Raw genomic sequence first — 23,589 nt, 5'->3', positions numbered from 1 at the left:
CTCGGGGTCCTTACGCTCTGTGGTCATAGTTCCCTTGTAATTGCAGATTGCAGATTGCAGATTGCAGATTGATCAATCTGCAATCTGCAATCTGCAATCTGCAATCAGGCACGCCAGCGCGCAAAGCGCGCCACAATCTCGTCGAGCAGGGCCGCCGCCGCCGCCGCCTTGGGCTGCCTCGGCAGGCTCGCCACGCCGCCCCGGTCGATCAGGGTCAGCGCGATCTCGGGCTGCCCGATGCTCGACACCGCATCGTTGGCCACGATCATATCAAGTCCCTTACGCTCCAGCTTGCCCTGCGCGTTGGCCAGCAGGTCGTTCGTCTCGGCGGCGAATCCCACCTTGAAGAACTCGCGCCGCCCGGCCAGCCCGGCGATGATGTCCGGGTTCGGCACCAGGCTCAGGGTCAGCCCGGCGTCGCCGCTCTTCTTGATCTTCTCATCGGCGGCCGCGGCCGGTCGGAAGTCGGCCACCGCCGCATTCATGATCAGGATGTCGGCGTCGCCCAGCGCCTCGGCGAGGGCCGCCTGCATCTGCAGCGCCGTCTCCACCCGCAGCGTGGCCACGGCGGCCGGCGGGGCCAGCGCGGTCGGCCCGCTGACCAGCGTCACCCGCGCGCCCAGGTCGCGGGCGCGGGCGGCCATGGCGTAGCCCATCTGCCCCGAGGAGCGGTTGCCGATGTAGCGCACCGGGTCGATCGGCTCCTGGGTGCCCCCTGCGCTGATCACCACGTGGCGGCCGGAGAGCGGGCCGTGGGCGCGGCCGAGCAGGGCGCGGATCTCGCCCTCAAGCTCGGGCGGCTCGGGCAGCCTGCCGCGGCCCTCCACGTGCTCGGCCATGCGGCCCACGGCCGGCTCCAGCACCGTGTAGCCGCGCGCGCGCAGGGTGGCCACATTCGCCACGGTGGCCGGGGCCGCGTACATCAGCGGGTTCATGGCCGGGGCCAGCAGCACCGGTGCCCGCGTCGCCAGGATCGTCGTGGTCAGCAGGTCGTCGCTCATCCCGGCGGCGATGCGCGCGATCGTGTTGGCCGTGGCCGGGGCCACCGCCACCAGGTCGGCCTTCGCGCCGAGGGCGATGTGGCCCACCACCCCATCCTCGGGCAGCGCCCACAGATCGCCCAGCACCGGCCGCCCGGTGAGGGCCTGGAAGGTGGCCGCGCCGACAAATCGCCCGGCCGCCTCGGTCATCACCACATCCACCTGGGCGCCGGCCAGAGTCAGGTCGCGGGCCAGCTGCGACGCCTTATAGGCCGCGATGCTCCCGCAGACCCCCAGCACAATCTTTTTGCCGCTGAGCACATCCATACGCGCCGCCTCCCGCCAAAACCGCGCCGGCATTGTAGCACACGTTGTCGGCCATCGATATCTCTAATTCAGCCCATCAGGCGGGCAGATCGGTGATCGCCACCCGACAGCCGCCGGCGTGGGAGGCGAGCGCGGCGTCGACGACGATCTGCGCCGCGAGGCCATCGAAGAAGTCGGGGCGCACCGCGCGCCGCTCGCGCGCCGCGTCGACGAACGCGCGCGCGCCGACCGGCTCGCTGAATAGCACCGCGAAGGGGGCACCCCGGTCGGCCGATCCCCAGAGCGCGTCGGGCACAGGCAACTGCTCGGCTGCGGCGCCCGCCCGCACGCCGCGCAGATACCCACGCTGAAGATCGACCTCAAGCGTGCCCGCATCCCCGTAGATCGTCACCCGCAGCTGCGAGTCCCCTTCGAGCGCGTGGCCGACCGCGCTGATGTGGAGCGAGGCATGCGTCCCGCTGTCCATATCCAGCAGCAGCAGCGCCGTGTCGTTGGCGGGCGCGAGCGGCTGGCCAGCCGCCCCCTCACGGGCGACACAGGTGGCGAGGTGCGCGCTGACCCCGCACGGGTCGCCCAGGCACCAGCGGGCCAGGTCGATCATATGCGAGCCGAGGTCGCCCAGCACCCCGTTGGCCCGCGTGGCGTCATAGCGCCAGCGGTACTGCTGATCGCCGGGCGTCGGCGCAGGCCGACGCCGGAACCGCCCGCCTTCGCGGGCGGGCGGCCGCAGGCCCTCCCGGCGCGGCTTCAGCCGCCCGCATGCAAGACGTTCCGTCACACCCGCAGGGCGATACGAGCGTGCTGACGAGCCGCCGTGTGTGCTATACTCGCCCGCAGAGCGGGTGGGCAGAAGGCCGCGCCCAGATATCAAACAAAGCGACGAGGAATCGTATGCCTACGACACCCGGCTTTCACTCGATCGACGAGTATATCGCCACCTTCCCCGAGGCGACCCGGGAGAAGCTTGAGGCCATCAGGGCGACCATCCGCGCCGCCGCGCCCGACGCCCATGAGAAGATAAGCTACCAAATGCCCACCTTCGCCATGCACGGCAACCTGGTTCACTTTGCCGCCTTCAAGAACCATATTGGGTTCTACCCGGCGCCGCAGGGGGTCGAGGCGTTCCAGGCCGAGCTGTCGGCGTATAAGGGCGCCAAGGGCTCGGTGCAGTTCCCCCTCGACCAGCTCATGCCGCTGGATCTTATCCGCAGGATCGTCCAGTTTCGGGTCGCCGGGGATCTGGCCGCCGCCGCGGCGAAGCCGCGCAGGCGCAAAGAGTGACCTGGGCACAGGAGTGGCTGATGCGTTCTGCGAGAACCATATACATCCTTGGTTCCGGGGCGATCGGCTTCCCGCTGGCCGCCCATCTGACCAGGGCGGGGCGGCGGGTGCTCGCCGTCCGCACCAGCCGGGACGACGTGCTGAGGAGCGCCGTCATGATCACCACCTATGATCGCGGGCGCCCGATCAGCACGCCGGTCGAGACGATCTCCCTGTCGGAGCTGCGCCAGATCGACGGCATCATCGTCATCGCCAGCAAGTCGTACGCGAACCAGGCGATCGCCCGCGCGCTCCGCGACCGGGCGGCCCTCGGCCCGATCGTGATCATGCAGAACGGCGTCGGCGTCGAGCAGCCGTTCCTCGACGCCCAGTTCCCCACGATCTACCGCTGTATCCTCTACATCACTGGCCAGACCAGGGCCGAGTACACCTACAGCGCCCACGCGGTCGCCCCCTCGCCGATCGGTATCATCTGCGGCGACGAGGCTGAGCTGCAGCGGTGTGTCGCCGATCTGAGTACCGCCGACACCCCCTTTCGCGCCGAGGCCGACATCCAGCGCGAGATCTGGAAGAAGGCGATCATCAACTGCGTCTTCAACTCGATCTGCCCCCTGCTCGACACGGACAACGGGGTGTTCGCCCGCGATGCGGCCGCCGCCGCCCTCGCCCGCGAGCTGATCGCCGAGTGCGTCGCCCTCACCGCGCGGCTCGGCATCGGACTCGACGCGCGCGAGCTGTCTGAGCGGATCATCTTCCTCAGCACGCAATCAGCTGGCCAGCTCGCCTCAACCCTGCAGGACATCCGCGGCGGCCGGCAGACCGAGATCGCCTCCCTCAACCTGGAGATCGCCCGCATCGCGGCCGCGCTCCAGCCGCCGCTCGATCTCCCCCGGGTCGCCCTGCTTGGCAAGCTGATCGCAGTGATCTCCGCCCAGCAGGCCCATGTGCCTCCGCCGGCCGAAGCAGGTATGCCACCTGCGCGACACGACGACTAAGCGAGGATTGATGAACCAGCACTTCGCGCGCGCCCTGATCGCCTTCGGCGAGGGGGACTACGCCGCCGCCGCCGACCTCGCCCGCCTGGCCGCCGAGGAGCAGCCGGACAGCCTGGTCTACCCGGCCGCGGCGGCCTACCTGCGCCGCGTGATCGCCCACGGCAGGGCCGGGGTCTACGTCACCGGCGACGCCTTCTCCTCGTTCATCCGCGGCGGCGGCAACCTGCCGCTCTACGCAAACACGAGCGCGGCGCTGCGCGAGGCCTACGCCGGCTACAGCCACATCGGCATCCTCGACATCGGCGTCGGCGATGGCATGGCGCTCCTGCCAGCGATCACGCCCCAGGTTGTCCAGATCGACCTCGTCGAGCCATCCGCCCCGATGCTCGCCCAGGCCCGCGCCGCACTCGACGCCCGCGGGATCGCCTACCGCGCCTTCAACGGCACCATCCAGCAGTTCACCGACGAGGGCGGCATGTGGGAGCTGGCCCAGGCCACCTTCAGCCTGCAGTCGCTCGACCGAATCGACCGCCAGATCATGCTGGCCTGGCTGCGCGGCCACTGCGCCCGCCTGCTGATCGCCGAGTTCGACGTGCCCGACCGCGGCGACCTCTACGCGCCGGCGCGGATGGAGTACTTCGTCGCCCGCTACGAGGTGGGGCTGGCCGAGTATGCCGACGATGGCGGGCTCGTCGCCCAGGGCTTCCTCATGCCGATCTTCTTCGGCTCCTTCGACCGGGGAGCCGCCCGCACCAACTACGAGCAGCCCATCGCCGCATGGGAGGCCGACCTACGCGCCGCCGGGTTTGCCCGCACCCAGCGCCGGCCGATCTACGACTACTGGTGGGCGCCCGCCTACCTGCTCGACGCGACGTGATCATCCGCGCGCACGCTGGGCCGCTCAAACGACCAGCAGGCTAAACACCACCACCCCGTAGCGCCACTGGGCGCGCAGGCGCAGCCCGGCGGCGGCCATGCGCCGGTTCAGCTCAGACAGCGGCCAGAAGCCGACGCCGCCGGCGGCGAGGGCACCCTGAAGCGTCCGGCCCAGCTCGCCCCGCGCGCCCACCAGGCCCATCATCATACAGCGGCCATCAGGCGCGAGCGCCCGACGCAGCTCGCGCAGGGCGGCGTCGGCATCGCCGATCTCATTCAGCGAGCCGCCCATCGCCACGCCGGCCGCGCTGCCGGCCGCAACCGGGAGCGACTGGGCCTTCGCCCGCACATAGCTGATCCGCAGTCCCTGGGCGCGGGCGAAGGCCCTGGCCTGCCGCAGCATCGGCCGCGCGTGATCGACGCCTATCGTGTGCCCGGGGATACCGCCGCGCGCCCGCTCGATCGCTCGCGCGTAGAGCCCGTTCGAGCAGGCCGCATCCACGAACAGGCCGCCCCGCCCCGGCGCGAGCAGGCCCGCGACGAGCGGCAGCTCACGATCATAGCCGAGGGGCTCGCCCGAGAGGAGCGTCAGCGCGCGCGGGCGCCAGATGCGCTCATAGCCCCACGCGGTGAGCGGCAGATAGTTGGTAAGCTGGGCCGGGCTGTCGGGGAGGGCCAGCGGGCCGAGCAGATCGAGGATGCCGGCGGCGATTCGGTAGCGCGCCCCGCAGGTGGGGCAGCGCACCCGCCCCCTGAGGATCGCGCCATCGACCGCATAGCGCGCCCCAGCCTCAAGGGCCAGCCGCGCCTCGGGGTGGCGTGGGCAGGTGAGATAGTCGAAGGCTTCGGGGTACATCAGGTAGGGGCGTCCCCGTGTGGGCGCCCGCTAAAGCCGCAGCTCGGCCGGGCGCAGCCCATCCTCGCGGCGCGGCTCAACAAGGCGGCCCTCCGCGATCATCGCGAGAAAGAGATCGAGCAGCTGCGGGTCCCACTCGCGGCCACGGCCCTCGCGGAGGCGAAACACCGTCTCGTCCAGCCCCAGCGATCTGCGGTAGGGTCGATCCGTCATCATCGCGTCGTACGCATCCACAATCGCCACGATCCGCGCCCCGATCGGAATCGCCTCGCCGCACAGGCCGTCCGGGTAGCCCGTGCCATCCCAGCGCTCGTGGTGGTGCTTAATGATCGGCCCTACCTCGCCCGCGAAGCGCATCGGCGCCACGATCCGCGCGCCCTCCTCGGGGTGACGCTTAATATGGCGGTACTCCTCATCGGTGAGCTTCGCCGGCTTCCCCAGGATCGCATCATCGATCGAGATCTTGCCGATATCGTGGAGCATGCCGCCGAGGCGGATCGCCTTCACCTGCGTCGAGGAGAGCTGCGCCGCGATGGCGAGCTGCTCGCTGTAGCTCGACAGCCGGCGCAGGTGCCCCTCGGTGTAGGCATCCTTCGCCTCCACCGCCAGGGCCAGCATAAAGATCACGCTCTCCGTACGGTCGAGCTGGTCGGTCAGGCGCTTGATCCGCAGCTGCGAGCGCAGCCGGGCCCGCAGCAGGCTCTGCTCAATCGGCTTCGTGAGAAAGTCGTCCGCGCCCACCTCGACCCCCCGCCGGCGATGCTCGCGGTCGTCGAGTCCCGTCAGCATCGTCACCGGGATCAGCGCCGTCTGCTCATTGTCCTTCAGCCGCTTACAGACGGCGAAGCCATCGAGCATCGGCATCGTCACATCGAGCAGGATCAGATCGGGCGACTCGCTCAGCACGAGATCGAGCGCCTCAAGGCCGTCTGCGGCGGTGATCGGCGTATAGCCCTCGCGCTGCAAAATCCGAACGAGGACATCGCGGATAGCCGGATCATCATCCACCACAAGTATTTTTGCAGACACTGTGGGAACCTTTCCCTAGAGGTGTTCCCGGGCGCGCCACGCAGGCAACCGTCGCTCGGCCAAGCCCCAAAGCCGCACACAGCGAGGCGGCAGGAGTTGAAAGTATAGCACAGTAAACGGAGGGAAGGTAGCGTTTCGGTTAAAAAACGAAGATTCGTGACACCCGTTAAAAATTGTAGTAGCGCAGAAGGAACCCTATTAGCTCGGGGGCACCCAGACAACGAGCTGAGGGGGGGAGTCAGCTTGTCCGGCGGCGATACGCGTGATCTGCATACGCATACGTGCAAGATCAAGGCCACGGTAGATGGGGGGGAGCATATCGAGGCGCGCGCAGCTCTTCGCCCAGTTGCGGGCGAGGCCGACGACATGACCGCGCTGCCACTTTACCAGCGCAGCGGCGGCTTGGATGATCGCCTTGTAGAAGGCGGCGTCAAGGCCCTCGGACTGGAGCCAGCAGCGCTCCCACTGCTCGTGGGCGTGCCAGTAGTGGCCCTGATTGAAGAGGCGGATGCCCTCCATGTAGGCCGCATGCAGCTCAGGATTCATGGTATAAAAAAAACTGGGAGGGGCATGGCTGCCCCTCCCAGCAAAGCCCTACGTCATGAGGCGCCGCAGGTGCCGCAGCCGCCGCCAGCGGGTGCCCCCTCATCATCGCCGTCGCTCGCAGTGCGGAACGAGTGGCCGCAGCCGCAGCTGGAGACCGCGTTCGGGTTGTCGATCTTAAAGCCGCCACCCATCAGGCTATCGACGAAGTCGATCGAGGCGCCTGTCAGGTAGCCAGAGCTGATCGGGTCGACCACCACGCGCAGCGCGCCCGAGAAGAACTCATTGTCGCCCTCGCGCATCTCATCGTCAAAGGTCATCCCGTACTGCAGGCCAGAGCAGCCGCCGCCCGAGACGAAGACGCGGAGCGCGTAGCCATCCAGATCCTTCTCGCGCATCATCGCGAGCAGCCGCTCTGAGGCCGACTCGCTCACCAGAATGCTTGGCTGGGGCATAGCCGTCTGCAGACCAATCAGATCCTGCTCGATCGTCGCCATAACACAATCCTCCTCAGCAGAATGGGTACGGCCAGCAAAGGCCGGGTCGGGTACAGTTGGAAGTATAGCAGATCCCAGATAGAATTGCTAGTATTTACTATCGAAAGTTAGCTATAGCCTAAGAGACCGCACTGCTATGCAGAAATATGCCAGCTTCGCTGGCATATTTCTGTACACCAATTCACCCCAGCAGCAGGCGATCAGCCACCATCGCCGCGAACAGCAGGGCCAGATAGAGCAGCGAGTACTTGTAGAGCCCCCAGATCGCGGCCTGGTCGCCGCGCCGCCAGACATCCCAGGCCGAGCGCATAAAGATCGCGCCCAGCAGGGCCGCCAGGGCCAGGTAGATCGCGCCCATCGCCCCCAGCGGCGTCAGCAGCAGCGAGAGCGCCACCATCATCGCCGAGTAGACGAAGATCTGCCAGCGCGTCTCCGGCTCGCCGGCCACCACCGGCAGCATCGGCACGCCGGCCCGCGCGTAGTCCTTCTGCTTCACCAGGGCCAGCGCCCAGAAGTGCGGCGGCGTCCAGTAGAAGACGATCACAAAGAGCAGCACCGCCGCCAGGCTCAGGCTGCCCGTCACCGCCGTCCATCCTACCAGCGGCGGGAGCGAGCCGGCCCCGCCGCCGATCACGATATTCTGCCAGGTGCTCCGCTTCAGCCAGCGCGTGTAGAACAGCGCGTAGTAGACAATGCCCAGGGTCGAGAAGAGCGCGGCCAGCGGCGTCGTAAAGGCCAGCATCACCACCACCGAGAGCGCGCTCAGCGCCAGGCCGAAGATCATCGCGTTGCGCGCGGAGATCCGGCCGCTCGGCACCGGGCGGCGGCTGGTGCGGCCCATATTAATGTCGATATCCTCATCGACGGCGCAGTTGATCGCGCCGGCCCCGCCCGCAGCCAGGTAGCCGCCCACCATCGTCCAGAAGATCAGCGCCAGCGAGGGCGTGCCCGCCTCAGTGATAAACATCGCCGCCAGAGTCGTCACCAGCAGCAGCGAGATCACCTTCGGCTTCGTCAGGCTAATATAGTCGCTCAGCAGCGAGGGGGCGCGCTCGGCGACAGGGGCAGGCCGCGCGCGGGCCGGCAGGTCAGCGGGCAGCGGGCGGCGCACCACCAGCACCGCCAGCGCCACCGCAGCGCCCCAGAGCAGCGCGCCCACGCCGAGACTCAGGCCCGCCTGCGTGGCCGGCAGCAGCAGCGTCGTGCCCTCGACCGCGATCAGAACGCACACCAGGGCGGCGGCCCCCAGCAGCAGCAGATCGCCCCGCCGGGAGCGCCGGATCTGCCAGAGCGTCCCCCCAGAGAGCAGCCCCGAGATCGCCAGCGCCCCGCTGGCATCGACCGGCAGCCCGGAGGCGGCCTGAACGCCCAGCGCCGGGAGCGCGCGGGCGCTCATCGCCAGCACCATCACCCCGACGCCCCCGACCGCCCACCAGGCCATGCCGCGCAGCTGGCGCGAGTCGCGGGCCGCGCGGGCGCCCACCCGCACCTCCGCCGGCGCGGCTGGCTGCAGCAGCGCGGCGAGAGGCACAACCTGGCAGGCGAGCACCAGCAGCGCCAGCCCCAAGTGCCACACATCGGCCAGCCGGTAGAGCTGGAGCTGCACCATCACCCCGCCCAGCGCCGAGAGCAGTACGATCAGGGCCGGCGCGACCAGCAGCGGCAGGCGCAGCCAGGGGTCGGCGTCACGCCGTTGCCAAGCGGCCACCGCCCCCGCCAGCACCAGCGCCAGCGAGAGCAGCACCAGCGCGCGGTGAGCGACCGCCAGCCAGACCGGGGCGGACAGCGGGGCGGACAGCGCCTCGGCGCAGAGCGGCCAGGTCGCGCAGGCGGCACCGCTGTCGGTGGCGCTCACCAGGCCGCCCGAGATGATCGCCGCCAGCGAGGAGATCGTGCCGGCGATCAACAGCCTACGAAAAGGCACATGGTGGAAGGATGTAGCCATAAGTAGAGAAGCTGAGGAGCGCCGGGAGCAACACAGCCACGCCCGGCCCAACCTTATAGCAGCGACTGAACCACAAAGACGAGAAAGACAACCGTGCCCAGGGCAGTTACCAGAGTCCAGGCGATATCGCCGCGCGGGTCGCTGCGCGGGATGCCGGGGGGGAGATCGGCAAGAGTCTTTCGGAAGCGCCACGCCGAGCGGAAGAGCAGCGCCTGGCCGACTGCAATAACAATGGCGGCGATCACCACAAGCGTCCAGGAAAGCACAGTGGGAGTCTCCAGTCGCCACGGACGGCGCTGCGGTGAACAGTGCCCTGGCGGCACTAATTCGTGTCTTTATTCACAAGTATCGCGCTTAGGAGAATTATACCACGCGCCCGGCGAGCGCCGCAATCATGCGACACTCGCCGGGCGCAACCTCTTGGATCTATGAATGATATCTAACAGAGCGGCAAAGACAGGCCACAGCCCACCCCTACCGCCCAACAAACTCCAGCTCCGCGCCGCCGATCCGGATCCGGTCGCCGCTCTGGAGCGGCCTAGCCGAGCCAGGCTCCACCGCAAGGCCACCGACCTGAGCCATACCATCGGCATTCGGCAGCACCGCCAGCTCAAAGCCGACGTCGGCCCGGCGCACCACCGCGTGGCGCCATGCGACCCCGGCATCGGGCAGATACAGATCATTCCCATCATAGCGACCGATCGTCGCGCTATCCGTCACCTCGCGCACCAAGCCAAGCTGCTCGCCGCCGATCACCCGCAGCTCACCACGGGCGAACACCTGGCGCGCGAGCGGGATCAGCCCACCAATACAGGCCCCAATGATCACCAGACCAAGCCCGCTCAGGGCCACCTGGGCCACGCCGGCCTGCGCAAGAAACAGCTGGGTCAGACCCTCATACAGCAGGCCGCCCGCCAGACCACCGGCGAGCCCGCCCAGGGCGGCATAGACAGCCCGCTGCGGCCGCCGGCTCACCAGCAGGTCGCCAAGGCCGATCAGCAGGCCCAGCAGCATCCAGCTCAGCGCCCGGCCGGCCAAGCCGCCCAGCAGCGCCAGAAAGACACCCTGGGCCAGCAGCATGCCAAGCGCCCCGGCGACCCCGCCGGCCAGACCGCCCAGGATGCCATCGCGCACGGCCCGCAGCGGCTTACCCTTCACCATCGCGCCATCGGCAGCGGCCACCAGCGCACCAATGCAGAGGCCCAGCCCCGCGCCCACAAACATCGCCGCCGGCCAGATACCCCAGGTCTGCGTGGCGAAGCTCCCGATCACCCACCAGCCCGCCAGCCCGCCCAGGGCACCGAACACCGCCGAGTAATATATCTGCAGCCGCTTGCTCATCGCCGCCCTCACTATGCTCATTTCGATTTCGCGTTCGCGTCCTCCGCCCCACTTCGCGTCCTTCGTGTTCCCTCACCGCACGCGCTACAGAACGTCGCGCCGGGGAGCAGCGGCCGGCCGCACATATCGCAGAAGGTGCGCCTGCCGGGTGTCGCCGAGGCCTCCGCCGGCTGGGTCGCCCCGCAGCCTCCGCAGAAGCGCGCCCCCGGGCGCAGCGGCGCGTCGCAGCTCACGCAGCGGCGGCCCGCCGCTGCGGGCTGCGCGGCGGGCTCGGGGGCCGCCGCGATCGCCGGCGGGCCGTCGGCCAGCGCGGGCGAGGATACGTGATCGGCACCGCCCGAGGGCTGGGTGCGCCGCCGCGCGGCCAGTAGCCCCGGCAGCAGCAGCAGCCCGAGCAGCGGGGCCAGCAGGGCCGCGCCCACCAGCGGGCTCGATGTGACATTGATCAGGTGGCGCTCGGTGTAGCCGGCACCCGCGCTGAAGCCCGCCACCGTCACCTGGATATCACGCCGCGTCCCGTCGTAGAAGGGCCGCGGGCTCAGGTAGGTGAGCTGGTACTCGCCCTGCAGGTCGCCGGCGAGCGCGGTGTAGAGATCCGCCAGGGCGGCCGCGTCGGGGCTATAGGAGTAGGCGCCGTCCGTGCCCGTGGCGATCTGGCGCAGCACGCCCTCATCAACCCCCGTGTCGCTGCCGCCGCTGCGCTCGCCCAGGCCGACCACATACACCGCCTGGCCGGCGGCCGTGGCGTAGTCGATCGCCTCGCGCAGGCTGTGCGCGCTGCCCGCCTCGACCGGGCATGCGTTCGACTCGCGACAGTCCTGGCCATCGGTGAGCACCAGCAGCGCCCGCCGGCCCGGCTGGTCGCGCAGCAGATCCACCCCCGCGACGATCGCGTCGTAGAGCGCCGTGCCGTTATCGGGGCGCAGGCGCTCTATCGAGCGCTGCAGCTCACCCTGGTCGTCGGTGAATGGCTCGACCGTCTGCACCTCGTCATTGAAGCTGATCAACGCGGCCCGGTCGCCGGGGCGCAGCAGTTGCACAAAGGCCTCGGCCGCCGCGCGGGCGCCCTCGATCTTCCCGGCGTCCTCCATGCTGCCCGAGCGGTCGACCACCAGCGCGGTGCTGATCGCGCTGCCGCCCGCGCCGACGAAACCGATCAGATCGACCGGAGTCCCATCCTCCATGATCTGGAAGTCGGCGCGCGCGAGGTTGGCGCGCGGGCCGCCGGCCGGGTCGCCCACCGAGGTGAAGATCGACACCTGCGGGTAGGCGCTCGTATCGACCTGGGTGACGCGCACCTGCCCGCCGGGGATCGCCTGGGCGGAGCGGCTCGCCGGCAGCAGGAAGGCCAGCCCCAGGAGAAGGACGAGCAGCAGTGAGAAGAGCAGGAGGGATAAGCGGCGCATAGGCGGCCTCCAGGTATCTGACCAATGCGTGGGCACAGCGTGCGGTGCCCGTATCTACATCGTCAGACGTAGGAGACGTCCAAGTGGTTGCAGCAATGACGGGCGCGGGGATCCCCGCGCCCGTCATCGTGCGTTCATCATCGCTGTGGCCGCGCTCTCAAAGTAGCTGCGCATCATCGACCGGGCGGGCTCCGTGATCCCGACCGCATCGACGGCGGCGAGCATATGGCCCAGCCAGGCATCGCGCGCCGCCTGCCCGATCACAAAGGGGGCGTGGCGCATCCGCAGGCGGGGGTGCCCGCGGATCTGGCCGTACTCTCCTGGGCCACCAAAGTACTGCATCAGGAAGAGGTACTGGTACTCTTTGCCCGGGCCAAGGTCGTCTGGGAAGAGCGGGCGCAGCAGCGGATCGCGCTCGACCTGGGCGTAGAAGTAATCCACCAGGCGACGAAATGTCTCCGCGCCACCGACATGCTCGTAGACGCTGATCTCACGTGTCATAGAATTGATATAATCCACTTCATAGACCGGCTGCGCTCTGCACGGGCATTGTAGCACGATGGCGCGAGGGGGCAGCCCTTACAAATCATACAACGTCAGCCACCTACTCCCGCGTGGTCCTGCGGCGATCTGAGGGGGAATGATCGACGCGGAATGCGGGAAATAATGTCATGGGCCGACACATTACGCACTGCGCCATGCACAGCTTCTGAGCAGATTCGACGCATTAGAGCGGCGCAATCAGCCTTAGCCATAGCCCGTTCATATGAGCAATTTTGGTTGACACTGCCCCACAATCGTGGTACTATTGCATCACAGCCAGGGAGCAGCTACAATCATTTTGACACGAGTCGCTTTTGGCATTTAAGCAAAAAGAGTCGACCGTCTGTCAAAAAGCTCTCTTCACGCGGCCGAGACGCCGCAGCGCAGTCGGTTTAGGTTACCCGCTCGCTTGGCCTTAGTTTGTGCATCGAACCAGGAAAGGGTTACATGCGTACTCTCATCTTTACGGGTAAGGGCGGCGTGGGGAAGACCAGCGTCGCAGCGGCGACCGCGCTTCGAGCCGCAGACATGGGTTTGCGCACGCTCATCATGAGCACCGACCCGGCGCACAGCCTGGCAGACTCGCTCGATCTCGAAGGGCCGCTCGGGCCCGAGCCGGTACATATCACCCCGACCCTTGACGCCCTTGAGGTGAGCATCTACCACGACATCGAGTCGAACTGGGGCATTGTGCGAGAGCACTTCTCGCAGCTGATGGCCGAGCAGGGCGTGCAGGGAATCCTGGCCGATGAGATGAGCGTCCTCCCCGGTATGGAGGAGGCATTCCCGCTCATCCGCATCACGAAGCATAAGGAAGCGGGCGACTACGACCTGCTGGTGATCGACTGCGCCCCCACCGGCGAGACCCTGCGCCTCCTCTCGGCGCCCGAGACCTTCAAGTGGGCCATGGGCATGCTCCGCGGCGCCGAGAAGTTTGTGATCAAGCCGCTGCTGCGGCCCATGAGCAAGATCAACCCCATGCTCGGCAAGATGATCGCCCCGACCGAGGTCTACGAGGCTGTCGACAATATGTTCGAGCAGATGGTTGGCGTCACCCAGACGCTGACCAACCCGTTGGAGACTTCAGTGCGGTTGGTGATGAACCCCGAGAAGATGGTGATCAAAGAGAGCCAGCGCGCCTTCACCTACCTCTCGATGTACGGGATGACGGTCGATACGGTCGTGGTCAATAAGATTCTGCCGGTCGACCAGGACAGCGGCTACCTCAATCACTGGAAGGATGTGCAGCAGCGCTACCTCCAGGAAGTGCAGCACTCGTTTAACCCGCTGCCTATCTACCACGTGCCCTACTACGCCGAAGAGGTGGTGGGCCTGGAGAAGCTGCGCGTGATGGGCCTCAATATCTATGGCGACACCGACCCGACGGCGCTTGTCTACAAAGAGGCGCCGCTAGACATCTCCAAGGTGTCCGACGGGAACTACCAGGTGAAGATCCGGCTGCCCTTCGCCAATGTTAGCCAGCTCGACCTGTTTCAGAACGGCGATGAGCTCGTGGTACAGATCGGCGACTTCCGGCGCATCCTTACGCTGCCGGTCAGCCTGGCCGGGCTTGAGGCAGGCCAGGCCGAGATGGAAGACGACTGGCTGATCGTGCCCTTCAGCGCGGCCGTGGGGGTCGCACAATAATCGGGGTTACCGGGGCACCGCCCCGTGGCCTATAACGTGAGAGTCCTGGTTACTTAAGGAGGTGTTAGATGGCCGTGACACGAGGCTGGTTCTCGGAGTCCGCAGGGCAGGTGGCGCAGATCGGCGACATCATGTTCCAGGGACACTGGCAGTGGGTCTCCAACGCGCTGCAGGCGACGTCGGCGGCGGTAGAGACCATCAACCGCAATGCCTACCCTGGCATCGCTCGCAGCGGCAGCGGTGAGGGTGCCTACAGCACGCCCGCCGTGAGCAGCTTCCGCCCGAAGCGCATCCGCTCGCGCTTCAATCGCTAGTTGGGCCGTAGGATACAGGGGACAGTGGATGGGGACAGCTTGGCATACCGCCTCACTGCACTCAATCCCCTCCCCCTGTATCCTATACCCTAGTACCCTCATGATCAACCTGCTCTACTATAGCCATACGGTTGTCCCAGCCCACCTCGAAGAGCTTGAGACCCTGGGATTGCTGGAGCGTGATGAGCAGGTGCTCGTCGCGCTCGACGGCGTGCTGCTCGACTCAGCCGGACATCGCTTGAGCGGACCTACGCTCCATGACTACTGCCTCGTAACAACGCTGCGCATCATGCTCTGGGCGCGCGACTACGGCGGCCACACCTGCTACGCGTTCCCGCTCGCAGAGCTCGAATCAGCGCAGGGCACCGGGCTCGATCCGCTTCACGCCCAGATCGCACTCACATTCCTCGCATCCGATGACGAAGATGATGAGCAGAGCTTCACGCTGACCTTGCTGCCCCTCGCGAGTCTTCAGGCCGCGCTGACCCTCATCCGCAGCGCCGCTGGTGCTGCCCGAGAGCTCATCGCTGCCGGAGTGAGCGCACGCGAGGCTGGGCCCGAGATTCTCTCGGTGCTCGGTGAGCAGATCTATGGGCATGTCGATGGAACGCGCCCCGGAGAGACGCCCTATCGCTGGCCCGGAGCACCCGTGCAGCCGCCGCTGACACCCGCCCCGGGCTTCGCCCAAGACGCAGCGTCGCTGCCACCTGAGAAGATCTACGCCGCCGGCCGACTGGCCCGCTCCGCATGGGATGCGCTGCGCCGCTCGCTGCGCGAGGCCGAACTACCCTTCGACCTGAATAACACCAGCCTGCGTGAGCTCACCGATACGGTCCGCGCGGTGAACGACCTCGTGCAGACGGTGACGAGCAACCCCGCCGCCCAGCAGATGGCGATGGCGTTTATCAACCGACAGGGCGGGCGTGGCACCCCCAGCGCTCCCGAGAGCCCGGTCGCCGCCGCCACCGCGCAGCCCGAGGAGATGCCGGCACCGGTGGCCGGCACCTATCACGAGATCCCACTGCGCCGCCGTGAGGACTCCGTCGCCGCCGCGCCAATGGCCGCCGCCGCGCCGAAGGCCGCCGCCACTGTGCCGAAGGCCGCCGCCACCGCGCCGAAGGCCGCCCCACAGATGGCCCCTGACCGCCGTGAGATCCCGCTGCGTCGCCGAGGGCCAGCAAGCGCGAACCCCCGACCATTTCCCCGTGCCCCCATCCCCATCAGCGGCTCCGGCGACGCCGATGTTGACGATGGCAGATAGCGCGATGGGTCTGTGGATACGGCCTATGCCGCCAGCCAGCCCCCGGCAGCAGCCCTAGGAGGTAGTAGATTAATGAGCACGAACCCATACCTCGGCATCAATGTTAATCTGGCTAGCGCAGATGAATTGCGCAAACGTGGCATCCTCGAAGAGGACGAGCCCCTGCTGGCGCTCTTCGATGGCGTGCTGCTAGACGAGAGTCGCCGACGTATCGGGGGGGTCGCTATCTGCGATTTTGTCGCCCTCACCGACCAGCGGCTGGTCATGTGGGCGCGCGGCTTCTTCAACGACACAGTCGATAGCTTCCTCTGGCAGGATGTCGATGTGGCGAAGGCCGACTCCTGGGATCCCTGGCACGGACGCGTGACCTTCGCCTTCCGTCTGGCCGCCGTCGCCCCGCGCACCCGACGCATTGCGTTCAAGGGTACGCTGGAGGATCCGGGCAGCGGCGAGCGGGTCGTTATCAACACCCTCGACTATATGCCCGCTGATGACGTAGGCCCTCTTTCGAGCATGATCGCTTGGACTGGCGACCAGGTCATCGCTGGCGTGACCGGTGAGGCCCTCGTGAAGGCGTTCGCCGAGCAGTTCCCTGCGCCCGAGCGCGCGGCCCTCTCGCCCTTCTTTGCCGCGATGATGCCTGAGCCAGCGGCACCGCCCCCGCCACCTCCACCAGCGCCCAACCCCGTGGATCAGCCCCGGCGACGCTGGTGGCAACGCAAATCCAACGAGGCGGATAATGCGGGGATGCCCAGCACCGGCAACCTGATCGCCGACTACGAGAGCCGCCGCAGCGGTCAGCCCGCCGGTGACGGTACGCCCGCGCTGCCAATGGCTGGCCCAATGTCCTCAATGGCTGCTGGCTCCACCCCGATGATGCCCGAGCAGCCGAGCATGTATGAGGTAAGCCGCTCGCTCCGGCTGGTTCTCGAAGCGCCACGTCGCCTCGTCAGAGGCGCGCGACGCGCCGGAGAGATGATGAACGGGGCCGGTGATCTGATGAGTGGGATGCAAAACCCTCTGGTGCGCCGCAATGCGATGCGCGGCATCTATCAGGCCGCAGCCCAGCAGGAGGCAGAGAATGGCCCCCTCGCCTCAGTGGGCCCAATCGTGCGCGCTGCCGTGCGCTTCACTGAGCCCCTAGAGAGTGAAGAGGCCCAGGCCCAGGCCCAGGCCCAGGCAGCGAGTCGCCGCCGCGTTCAGGTACGGGCCACCGCCCGACTCACGCCCTCCTCTCAGTCTACAGGGGTGGAGCCAGTCTCCACCCCTGGCTCGCAGCCCGTCGCGCCAGAAGCGACTGGCCCAGTGCGTCGTAGCATCAATGTGCGCCGCGTGGTGCCGCCGGCGGATGTGCCGGCACCCGAGGCCGCTGCGCCCGAGGCATCCGCTGTGCCCGAGGCCGCTGCGCCCGAGGCCGCTGCGCCCGAGGCACCCGCTGTGCGTCGATCTGCGGCATCCCGGGTGCCCGTACGCCGACTTGCGATCACCCCAAATGGACAAGAGCCCGCACCACGGGCCGTGCCGGCAGGCGTCGACGAGGAAGAGTAATGCGGCACCCCCTGCCGCCGATCCGCGTGCGGGTCGGTGGCGGGGGGTGAGGGCGCGAGCACCCGAAAGGCACCATGACGCGAGTCATTATCTACTCAGGTAAGGGCGGCACAGGCAAGACCACGATCTCGGCCGCTACAGCTACTATGCTCGCCAGCATGGGGCGGCGGACGCTCGTGCTCTCTAGCGACCCCGCCCACTCTCTGGCCGATGCCCTCGGGACGGAGATCAGCCGCGATCGTCCCACGCCTATCGCCCCATGTCTCTACGGCCTTGAGGTCGATACTATCTACGAGTGGCGTCAGAATCTGAGCGGATTCCAGCAGTTCGTCACCTCGACCTACTCCAACCGTGGCGTTGAGCGATCGACCGCCGCTGAACTGGCGAATCAGCCAGGGCTTGATGAGATCCTCGCCCTCCAGCGGGTGATGGCTGAGGCCCAAAGCGGTCGCTGGGACGCGATCGTCCTCGATACCGCGCCCACCGGCAATACGCTCCGCCTCCTCGCCTACCCCGAGCTGATCATCGGCGGCGATGCGGGCAAGAAGTTTTTTCGCGTCTACCGCGGGTTGGCCAATGTCGCCCGCCCCTTCCGCCGCGATCTTCCCGAAGATCGCTTCTTCGATGAGGTCGGCACGCTCCTGGAGCGCATGGAACAGCTGGCAAACTTCTTGCTCAGCCCCGAGGTGAGCCTCCGGCTTGTGCTCAACCCTGAGAAGCTGCCGCTCATGGAGACGCGCCGCGCCTACACCTTCATCAACCTCTACGGCCTGATGCTCGACGCGGTGATGGTGAATAAGATCCTGCCACGACGCGCCGACCTTGGACCCTACTTCGACTACTGGGTCAAACTACAGCAAGGCTACCTCCACGAGATCGACGGCAGCTTTGCGCCGACGCCGATCTTCCGCACGGTGCTCCAGGAGGGCGAGCCGATCGGGATCGCCGCCCTTGATGCGATTGCCCATGCGACCTTCGGCGATACGGATCCCGGCGCGATGCTGTTTGACGAGCGGCCGATCTGGCTCGACCAGTGGAATGATGAGGGGGAGCCAGGCTTGTTTGACCTCTGCCTGCGCCTGCCATTCATTGATGATGATGACCCGGTGGATCTTGCGCGCGACGGCACCGACCTGACAGTCACGGTTGGCCGTCTCCAGCGCACTATCGCCCTCCCACGAATCCTCTATGAGTGTACGCTCGGCAATCACCGCTATGAGGATGGCGTGCTCCGACTAGAGTTCTTCGAGGCCCCCGGCGGGAAGCGGAGATCTGAGCGTGCGCCCGAGCCCGCCGATAATATGCGCGTCGAAGCAGCCTGAAACGAGGGTTGCGTGCTGCGCGAGCATTGATCGCTCAACGCGCAGCACGCAACCCTCAACCCTCAACACTCACCATGCGATTGCTGATATTCTCCGGCCACACGATGCTCCAGCGTAGCGCCGCCGCGCTAGCCACCGCATGCCATGCTGCGCGGCGAGGTCAGCGCGTCCTGCTCGCATCGTTCGGCCCCAGTCATCTGATCGGGGCGCTGCTCGGTCAGAACCTTGGCCCCCGCCCCCTTGAGCTAGAGCCGAACTTGGCCGCGCTCGAGATCGGCCCGCTCGATGAGCTCGGCTCACGCTGGGATCTCCTGCGACCGACACTGCGCAGCGGGCTGGCCGCACGCCTGCGCGACATTACCAGCGATGAGCTGCCGAGCTTTCCTGGCATGGATGCGATCAGCACCTTGATGGTGGCCGAACGTGCTCGACAGACCGGTCGCTTCGACCTGCTTATTATCGATGGCCCCGCTCCCGACGACCTCATCCGCGGGTTGGCCCTGTCCGACACCATGCGCTGGCTGCTCCGGCTGGTCTTTGGGCTCGACCGCGGCCCCGGACGATCGCGTACGTCGCAGGACGCAGCGATCGTCCCTGGAGCGATCATCCCTTCCAGCACAACCGCACCGCTCCAGGATCTGCGCGTCGAGTTTGAGGAGTATCGCAACAGGTTCGATGCATCGACCGGGGCGCGGGTGCGGCTGGTGATGAGCCCCGAGGAGCTGCACCTGCCCCCAGTGCGAGACAACTTGGTCGCCCTGGGTCTCTACGGCATCGCCGTGGACGAGATCATCGTGCCCGCTGAGCCGGCAGACGTGAGCCTCGAGACGCGCCATACCTTCGGCCCCGAGGGCGGCCCGGCGCGCCCCACATTGCATATCAGTCCGCTGCCAACCTCCCCGACCGACCGCGACACATGGGCGCTCCGTGGTGCCGCGTTCTACCGCGACGGCGATATCGGCACGCCCGCGCCACACCCCCACGGTGCCGAGCGTGAGGTGCGCCTGTCTATCCCCTTCCTCGACGCAAAGGCTCTCGACATCGCCGTGGCCAATGAGGAGGTGGCGGTGCGCATAGGGCAGCTGCGACGCCATCTGCTGCTGCCTGGCCTGATCGAGGGCGGACGCCTACGCGCCCGCGTCGAGGGTGAGGTACTGCGGCTGTGGGTTGAGTAGTGCTGAGCTAGAAGTGTTGAGCGATTCGCGCAGCTCTTCACGGAGGTTGGCAATGAATGGTCAGGTCGTGGAGATGCCTCAACTCAACACGCTACACGCCACACGCAGCACGCAGAAGTACCAGGAGTATAGCGCCGAGATCGTGACGAAGCTGGCAGGTAAGCTCAGTCAGGGCGAGCGGCGACGCCTTGAACACGAACGAGCCCTGCTCAGCAAAGCGCAGTTCATCGAGCTGAATGGGATCGTCCACCACTACCAGGATATTGGACCTCGGGGTGGCGAGCCGCTTGTGTTGATCCACGGCTGGGACTGCTCGGCTCTCTGGTGGCACCATATTGTCGAGCCGCTGGCCGCCGCCGGCTACCGAGTGATCAGCTACGACCTGAAGGGCCACGGGTTCTCCGACAGTGACCCCGCGCGCGGCTACACGGTGGAGGGCTTCAGCAGCGATCTCCACGCCCTCGGCATAGCGCTCGGCCTCAGGCCACACCACGTGGCCGCCTTCTCGCTCGGCGCGTTCGTCGCACTCCACTATGGGGCCACTTACCCCGACCAGGTGCGCTCGCTGACCTTCTTTAACTTTAGCCAGATCTCCCACAGCCGGGTCGCCTCGGTGTTCATCCCGCCCCTGCTCGACACCGTCTTCAATCGGCTGCTGCGGCCGATCACACGGCGCGGGCTGTGGTGGCTCCCATTTATCTATGCGCGCCTAGTGCTAGCCCAGAACACACCGCCCGTCGGCGACATCAAGCTCGGCGCACTCAGCCTGCGCTGCTGCGACCCTGAAGCGGTGCGCGTATCGGCCCACGAGCTGGCACGCCGCGAGGTGCTCGACGCGGTGCCAGATCAAATGCGCAGGGTGCCACACCCAACCCTGCTCGTCTCCGGTGCCGGCGACCCGATTATGCGCCCATCTGGAGGGCGTAAGCTCATGAGCGTGGCCCAACAGGGCACCTACCTGGAAGTCCCCAAGTGTGGGCACCTCATCCTATTTGAACTGCCCGAGCAAGTGACGCAGATCCTGCGCCTCTTTCTCCGCGGTGTAAGGGGGTAATCATGCAACTGCATCTCCGCTCAGGCGGCCAGCGCATGGCGATAGATATGGAGCGGGCCGGCGATCAGTCGGTGGTGATCGGCGAGTACACCTATCGCCCCTTGCAGATAGCCCGTAAGGTGCGCCGTCTGGCGACTCAAATGTGGGGCACCGATCTCGCCCCCGGTATCCTTGAGCAGCGCCTGATCTTTGAGGCACTTGAGGGCGGTGTTATCATGAGCCCCTGGAGCGATAGCGGGAGCTTCTCACCAGCGAGCGGATCGGTTGTCAGCCTTGGTCGCTGGGACGAAGATGGCAGCGTCGGGATCGCACTCCACGAGCTGGCACATGAGATGCACATGCGCAGCGGCGGCTACGATAGTAGCGATGGCGTGCTCCGCGAGGCGCTCTCACTGCTCGCTGAGCGCGAGGCGGGCCTGCGCCGCACATTCGAGCGTGAGCCATACTATACGGCCAGCAACTTGATCAACCAGCTCTGTGAGCTCTCCGCATTCTCCCGCCAATCCTTCACAAAGCGATGGGGCGAGATCGTCTCCCTGACGAATGACGTTGGCCTCTCCGATCTGGTGAATTTCTACCTCGATAAAAGTGAGCGTTTTGGGCTGGGTCGCTGGCTCAAGCGCTATAGCGATAACCTCGATCTACGTGACGCTATGCTCAACCATATCGCCGCTGTCACGCTTCGCTATAGCCTGAGCTATCGGCGTCACATCCTTGAGCAGGTCGTACAATGCTCACACGAGATCACGCCCGAGCAGTTCACCTATGTGCTAGAGTCGATCTCCACCCTTGATCGGCGCTACCCGAATGATGATCTCGATCAAATAATCGATTTCTGCTTTGCGCCGCATACCCGCCAGCGACGGCGGATGCTCGCGCTAGGCTAGCTGTATCGTTCGGCGTGACACGCCATCGTTTACACAAAGAGGTAGTGCTATGGCCAAGTATGATGAGGACAACAACCCGTACAGCTGGATGCCGGGTTTTCTCCGCCGATTTCTGAACCTTACCTACGACGAGACATCTGGCAATGCGTCGAGCTCGACGGGCGCGCCAAGCTTCGCCTCCGCACCGTCGAGCACCGCTCGGGCAACGTGGTCATCGCCGAGCGAGCCGACATTCAAGGCCTCAAATATGGAGAGCTATGCCCCGCCATCCGGCGGGTTCGCCCCGCCCTCCGGCGGGATGACTCCTCCGCCGCCCCCGGCCCCACGCCCTACGCCAGACACTGCGAGCGCCGGCCCGAGCCTGATGGGGCCGTCCGGATCGTCTGATGGCATTCAGCCAGTGACATACCTGCTGCGCGCAAGTATTCACGGCATGCTCCCGCCACAGGGGATTGAGGCGTTCTCAAAAGAGGTTCGCGCAACCAGCACCGATGTCTGGAATCTCTACACCCACTGGGCACGGTTTCAGACTGAAGATATCTTCCGCTTTGGGGGCGAGATACTGCGAACTGTCAGCAATATGCTGCCGACGAGCAGCCATCATTCAGCTGGGCCTGCCCGCCGGATCACCGTGACCGTTGCCAACGGCAACGGCAACGGCAACGGCAATAATGCGTCGGCCACACCTCCTACACCGACTGCAGCGGCCACATCTCCTACACCGACTGCAGCGCCCGCGCCAGTCACAGCGGCCACACCACCCACGCCAGCCGCATCAGCTACACCGCCCGCATCGGCCACGCATCCCGCACCGGTCGCCCAGGCGACCGACAAGGCGAAGCCTGGAGAAGCTAAAGCCCCTGACTCCGCCACAAAAGGGCCTAAGGACGCGCCTAACTCCGGTGGCAAGGGAAAGAAGTAGAACGCTGGACATCTCGTTCTGATGCATTGGGCGGTGATACTCAGGGAGGCTCGGCCCTCCCTGAGCCCCTCCCATAGCTGTACAAACAGAAGAAGCCCTGGGTGCCGGCTGTGCCCTGAATCTAGGGCTGTCTTCGGTGAAATGAGTACCCTATGAGCCGGCCAGTTGTAATCGTGGGTGGGTGGCTCTCATCGCCTGCCGACTACGCCGGGATGGCCCGCACCCTCGCCGCGCCGCCCTACAACCGCATCGTCTATATCACCGATATTAGCCGCAGAGAGTGGGCGAGCCTACGTGACCCACACTTCACACCGGCGCTCGACCTTGTAGCACGCACGATTGCGCTTGCGCTCAGCGAGACTGGGGCGGATCGGGTTGATCTGATCGGCCACAGCGCGGGAGGACGCGTCGCCCGCGCCTACCTCGGCCATCTGCCCTACGCCGGTGTCACCTATGACGGCCAGCGCTATGTGGCAAGCCTCACCAGCCTTGGCACTGCCCACGACACCTATGAGATCTGGGTGAAGGAGTTCGCTGGTTATGTAAACCAGTCTTACCCCGGTGCCTTTTACGACCATATCGCCTACCGCTCCGTTGCTGGCGAGAGTGTGCATGGCAAGCGATTCGGCAGTCCCGAGCAGATGCTGGCCTATCGCTCGTATGAGACGTCGTTTGGAACCGGCGAGCAGATTGGCGACGGAATCATCCCCACGATCTGCTGCTACCTGGATGGTGCCGATAACCTTGTGCTGAAGGGGGCCCGCCACGCCCCCTATAACGCACCAGGCATCTGGTATGGTGCCCGCAATGTTATCCCGCTGTGGTTCGAAGGCTGATCTC

At 66.5% G+C, this 23,589-nt stretch carries 24 protein-coding genes; 13 read left to right on the top strand and 11 right to left on the bottom strand.

Annotated elements, in window-relative coordinates; genetic code table 11:
* Positions 1-104: 104 nt before the first annotated feature.
* A complete protein-coding gene (gene coaBC, locus K2Z83_RS24455) occupies positions 105-1,307 on the bottom strand; it encodes a bifunctional phosphopantothenoylcysteine decarboxylase/phosphopantothenate--cysteine ligase CoaBC (RefSeq protein WP_220597796.1) in 1,203 nt (400 codons plus the stop codon).
* Between the two features lie 76 nt (positions 1,308-1,383).
* Positions 1,384-2,085 carry a Gfo/Idh/MocA family oxidoreductase gene (locus K2Z83_RS24450; protein ID WP_220597795.1) on the bottom strand — a complete coding sequence of 234 codons (702 nt, stop codon included), beginning with the start codon at positions 2,083-2,085 and terminating at the stop codon, positions 1,384-1,386.
* 113 nt (positions 2,086-2,198) lie between these two features.
* Between K2Z83_RS24450 and K2Z83_RS24445 the strand changes: the two genes are divergently transcribed.
* Genes K2Z83_RS24445 through K2Z83_RS24435 form a run of 3 tightly spaced genes read left to right on the top strand, consistent with a single transcriptional unit; the run spans position 2,199 to position 4,460 of the window.
* Positions 2,199-2,588, top strand: a complete 390-nt coding sequence (locus K2Z83_RS24445) for an iron chaperone (protein ID WP_220597794.1) — start codon at positions 2,199-2,201, stop codon at positions 2,586-2,588.
* Positions 2,589-2,608: 20 nt separating this feature from the next.
* Entirely contained in the window at positions 2,609-3,583 is a 975-nt protein-coding gene (locus K2Z83_RS24440) for a ketopantoate reductase family protein (protein WP_220597793.1), read from the top strand.
* Between the two features lie 10 nt (positions 3,584-3,593).
* Positions 3,594-4,460: a class I SAM-dependent methyltransferase gene (locus tag K2Z83_RS24435; protein ID WP_220597792.1), complete on the top strand. Its 867-nt coding sequence runs from the start codon at positions 3,594-3,596 to the stop codon at positions 4,458-4,460.
* A gap of 24 nt (positions 4,461-4,484) precedes the next feature.
* On the opposite strand, the gene K2Z83_RS24430 is transcribed toward K2Z83_RS24435, so the two are convergent.
* The 9 genes from K2Z83_RS24430 to K2Z83_RS24390 form a co-directional block, all read right to left on the bottom strand.
* Complete coding sequence (locus K2Z83_RS24430; RefSeq protein WP_220597791.1) at positions 4,485-5,315, bottom strand: class I SAM-dependent methyltransferase; 831 nt, start codon at positions 5,313-5,315, stop codon at positions 4,485-4,487.
* A gap of 30 nt (positions 5,316-5,345) precedes the next feature.
* On the bottom strand, positions 5,346-6,344 hold the full coding sequence (locus K2Z83_RS30190; RefSeq protein ID WP_220597790.1) for an HD domain-containing phosphohydrolase: 999 nt from the start codon (positions 6,342-6,344) through the stop codon (positions 5,346-5,348).
* A 198-nt stretch (positions 6,345-6,542) separates the two neighbouring features.
* The gene (locus K2Z83_RS24420) at positions 6,543-6,890 is read right to left on the bottom strand and encodes a DUF309 domain-containing protein (protein ID WP_220597789.1); all 348 of its coding nucleotides are present in this window, start codon (positions 6,888-6,890) and stop codon (positions 6,543-6,545) included.
* 53 nt (positions 6,891-6,943) lie between these two features.
* Positions 6,944-7,384 (bottom strand): iron-sulfur cluster assembly accessory protein, encoded by a 441-nt coding sequence (locus K2Z83_RS24415; protein WP_220597788.1) that lies wholly within the window; start codon positions 7,382-7,384, stop codon positions 6,944-6,946.
* Positions 7,385-7,565: 181 nt separating this feature from the next.
* The gene (locus K2Z83_RS24410; protein WP_220597787.1) at positions 7,566-9,329 is read right to left on the bottom strand and encodes a heme o synthase; all 1,764 of its coding nucleotides are present in this window, start codon (positions 9,327-9,329) and stop codon (positions 7,566-7,568) included.
* 53 nt (positions 9,330-9,382) lie between these two features.
* Positions 9,383-9,595, bottom strand: a complete 213-nt coding sequence (locus tag K2Z83_RS24405) for a hypothetical protein (RefSeq protein WP_220597786.1) — start codon at positions 9,593-9,595, stop codon at positions 9,383-9,385.
* Between the two features lie 208 nt (positions 9,596-9,803).
* Positions 9,804-10,670 (bottom strand): FHA domain-containing protein, encoded by an 867-nt coding sequence (locus tag K2Z83_RS24400; protein ID WP_220597785.1) that lies wholly within the window; start codon positions 10,668-10,670, stop codon positions 9,804-9,806.
* 17 nt (positions 10,671-10,687) lie between these two features.
* Positions 10,688-12,076, bottom strand: coding sequence for a VWA domain-containing protein (locus K2Z83_RS24395; RefSeq protein ID WP_220597784.1), 1,389 nt, complete (start codon positions 12,074-12,076; stop codon positions 10,688-10,690).
* A 123-nt stretch (positions 12,077-12,199) separates the two neighbouring features.
* Entirely contained in the window at positions 12,200-12,577 is a 378-nt protein-coding gene (locus K2Z83_RS24390; protein WP_220597783.1) for a globin, read from the bottom strand.
* A gap of 489 nt (positions 12,578-13,066) precedes the next feature.
* On the opposite strand from K2Z83_RS24390, the gene K2Z83_RS24385 reads away from it, so the two are divergent.
* The 10 genes from K2Z83_RS24385 (at position 13,067) to K2Z83_RS24340 (ending at position 23,585) form a co-directional block, all read left to right on the top strand.
* The gene (locus K2Z83_RS24385) at positions 13,067-14,266 is read left to right on the top strand and encodes an ArsA family ATPase (protein WP_220597782.1); all 1,200 of its coding nucleotides are present in this window, start codon (positions 13,067-13,069) and stop codon (positions 14,264-14,266) included.
* A 68-nt stretch (positions 14,267-14,334) separates the two neighbouring features.
* On the top strand, positions 14,335-14,580 hold the full coding sequence (locus K2Z83_RS24380; RefSeq protein ID WP_220597781.1) for a bacteriochlorophyll c-binding family protein: 246 nt from the start codon (positions 14,335-14,337) through the stop codon (positions 14,578-14,580).
* Positions 14,581-14,680: 100 nt separating this feature from the next.
* Positions 14,681-15,841, top strand: coding sequence for a hypothetical protein (locus K2Z83_RS24375; RefSeq protein ID WP_220597780.1), 1,161 nt, complete (start codon positions 14,681-14,683; stop codon positions 15,839-15,841).
* Between the two features lie 72 nt (positions 15,842-15,913).
* Entirely contained in the window at positions 15,914-17,389 is a 1,476-nt protein-coding gene (locus K2Z83_RS24370) for a hypothetical protein (RefSeq protein WP_220597779.1), read from the top strand.
* A gap of 74 nt (positions 17,390-17,463) precedes the next feature.
* Positions 17,464-18,711: an ArsA family ATPase gene (locus tag K2Z83_RS24365; RefSeq protein ID WP_220597778.1), complete on the top strand. Its 1,248-nt coding sequence runs from the start codon at positions 17,464-17,466 to the stop codon at positions 18,709-18,711.
* A 74-nt stretch (positions 18,712-18,785) separates the two neighbouring features.
* The gene (locus tag K2Z83_RS24360; protein WP_220597777.1) at positions 18,786-19,886 is read left to right on the top strand and encodes an ArsA-related P-loop ATPase; all 1,101 of its coding nucleotides are present in this window, start codon (positions 18,786-18,788) and stop codon (positions 19,884-19,886) included.
* A gap of 52 nt (positions 19,887-19,938) precedes the next feature.
* A complete protein-coding gene (locus tag K2Z83_RS24355; RefSeq protein ID WP_220597776.1) occupies positions 19,939-20,940 on the top strand; it encodes an alpha/beta fold hydrolase in 1,002 nt (333 codons plus the stop codon).
* Positions 20,941-20,942: 2 nt separating this feature from the next.
* Positions 20,943-21,827: a hypothetical protein gene (locus K2Z83_RS24350; protein WP_220597775.1), complete on the top strand. Its 885-nt coding sequence runs from the start codon at positions 20,943-20,945 to the stop codon at positions 21,825-21,827.
* 49 nt (positions 21,828-21,876) lie between these two features.
* Positions 21,877-22,749, top strand: coding sequence for a hypothetical protein (locus K2Z83_RS24345; protein ID WP_220597774.1), 873 nt, complete (start codon positions 21,877-21,879; stop codon positions 22,747-22,749).
* Between the two features lie 212 nt (positions 22,750-22,961).
* Entirely contained in the window at positions 22,962-23,585 is a 624-nt protein-coding gene (locus K2Z83_RS24340; RefSeq protein ID WP_370650274.1) for an esterase/lipase family protein, read from the top strand.
* The last annotated feature ends 4 nt before the right edge of the window (positions 23,586-23,589 follow it).

This window comes from Oscillochloris sp. ZM17-4 (assembly GCF_019599295.1).
GTDB lineage: Bacteria > Chloroflexota > Chloroflexia > Chloroflexales > Chloroflexaceae > Oscillochloris.
Note: the sequence above shows the minus strand (reverse complement) of the source record. Positions and strands in the feature narration are given on the sequence as shown.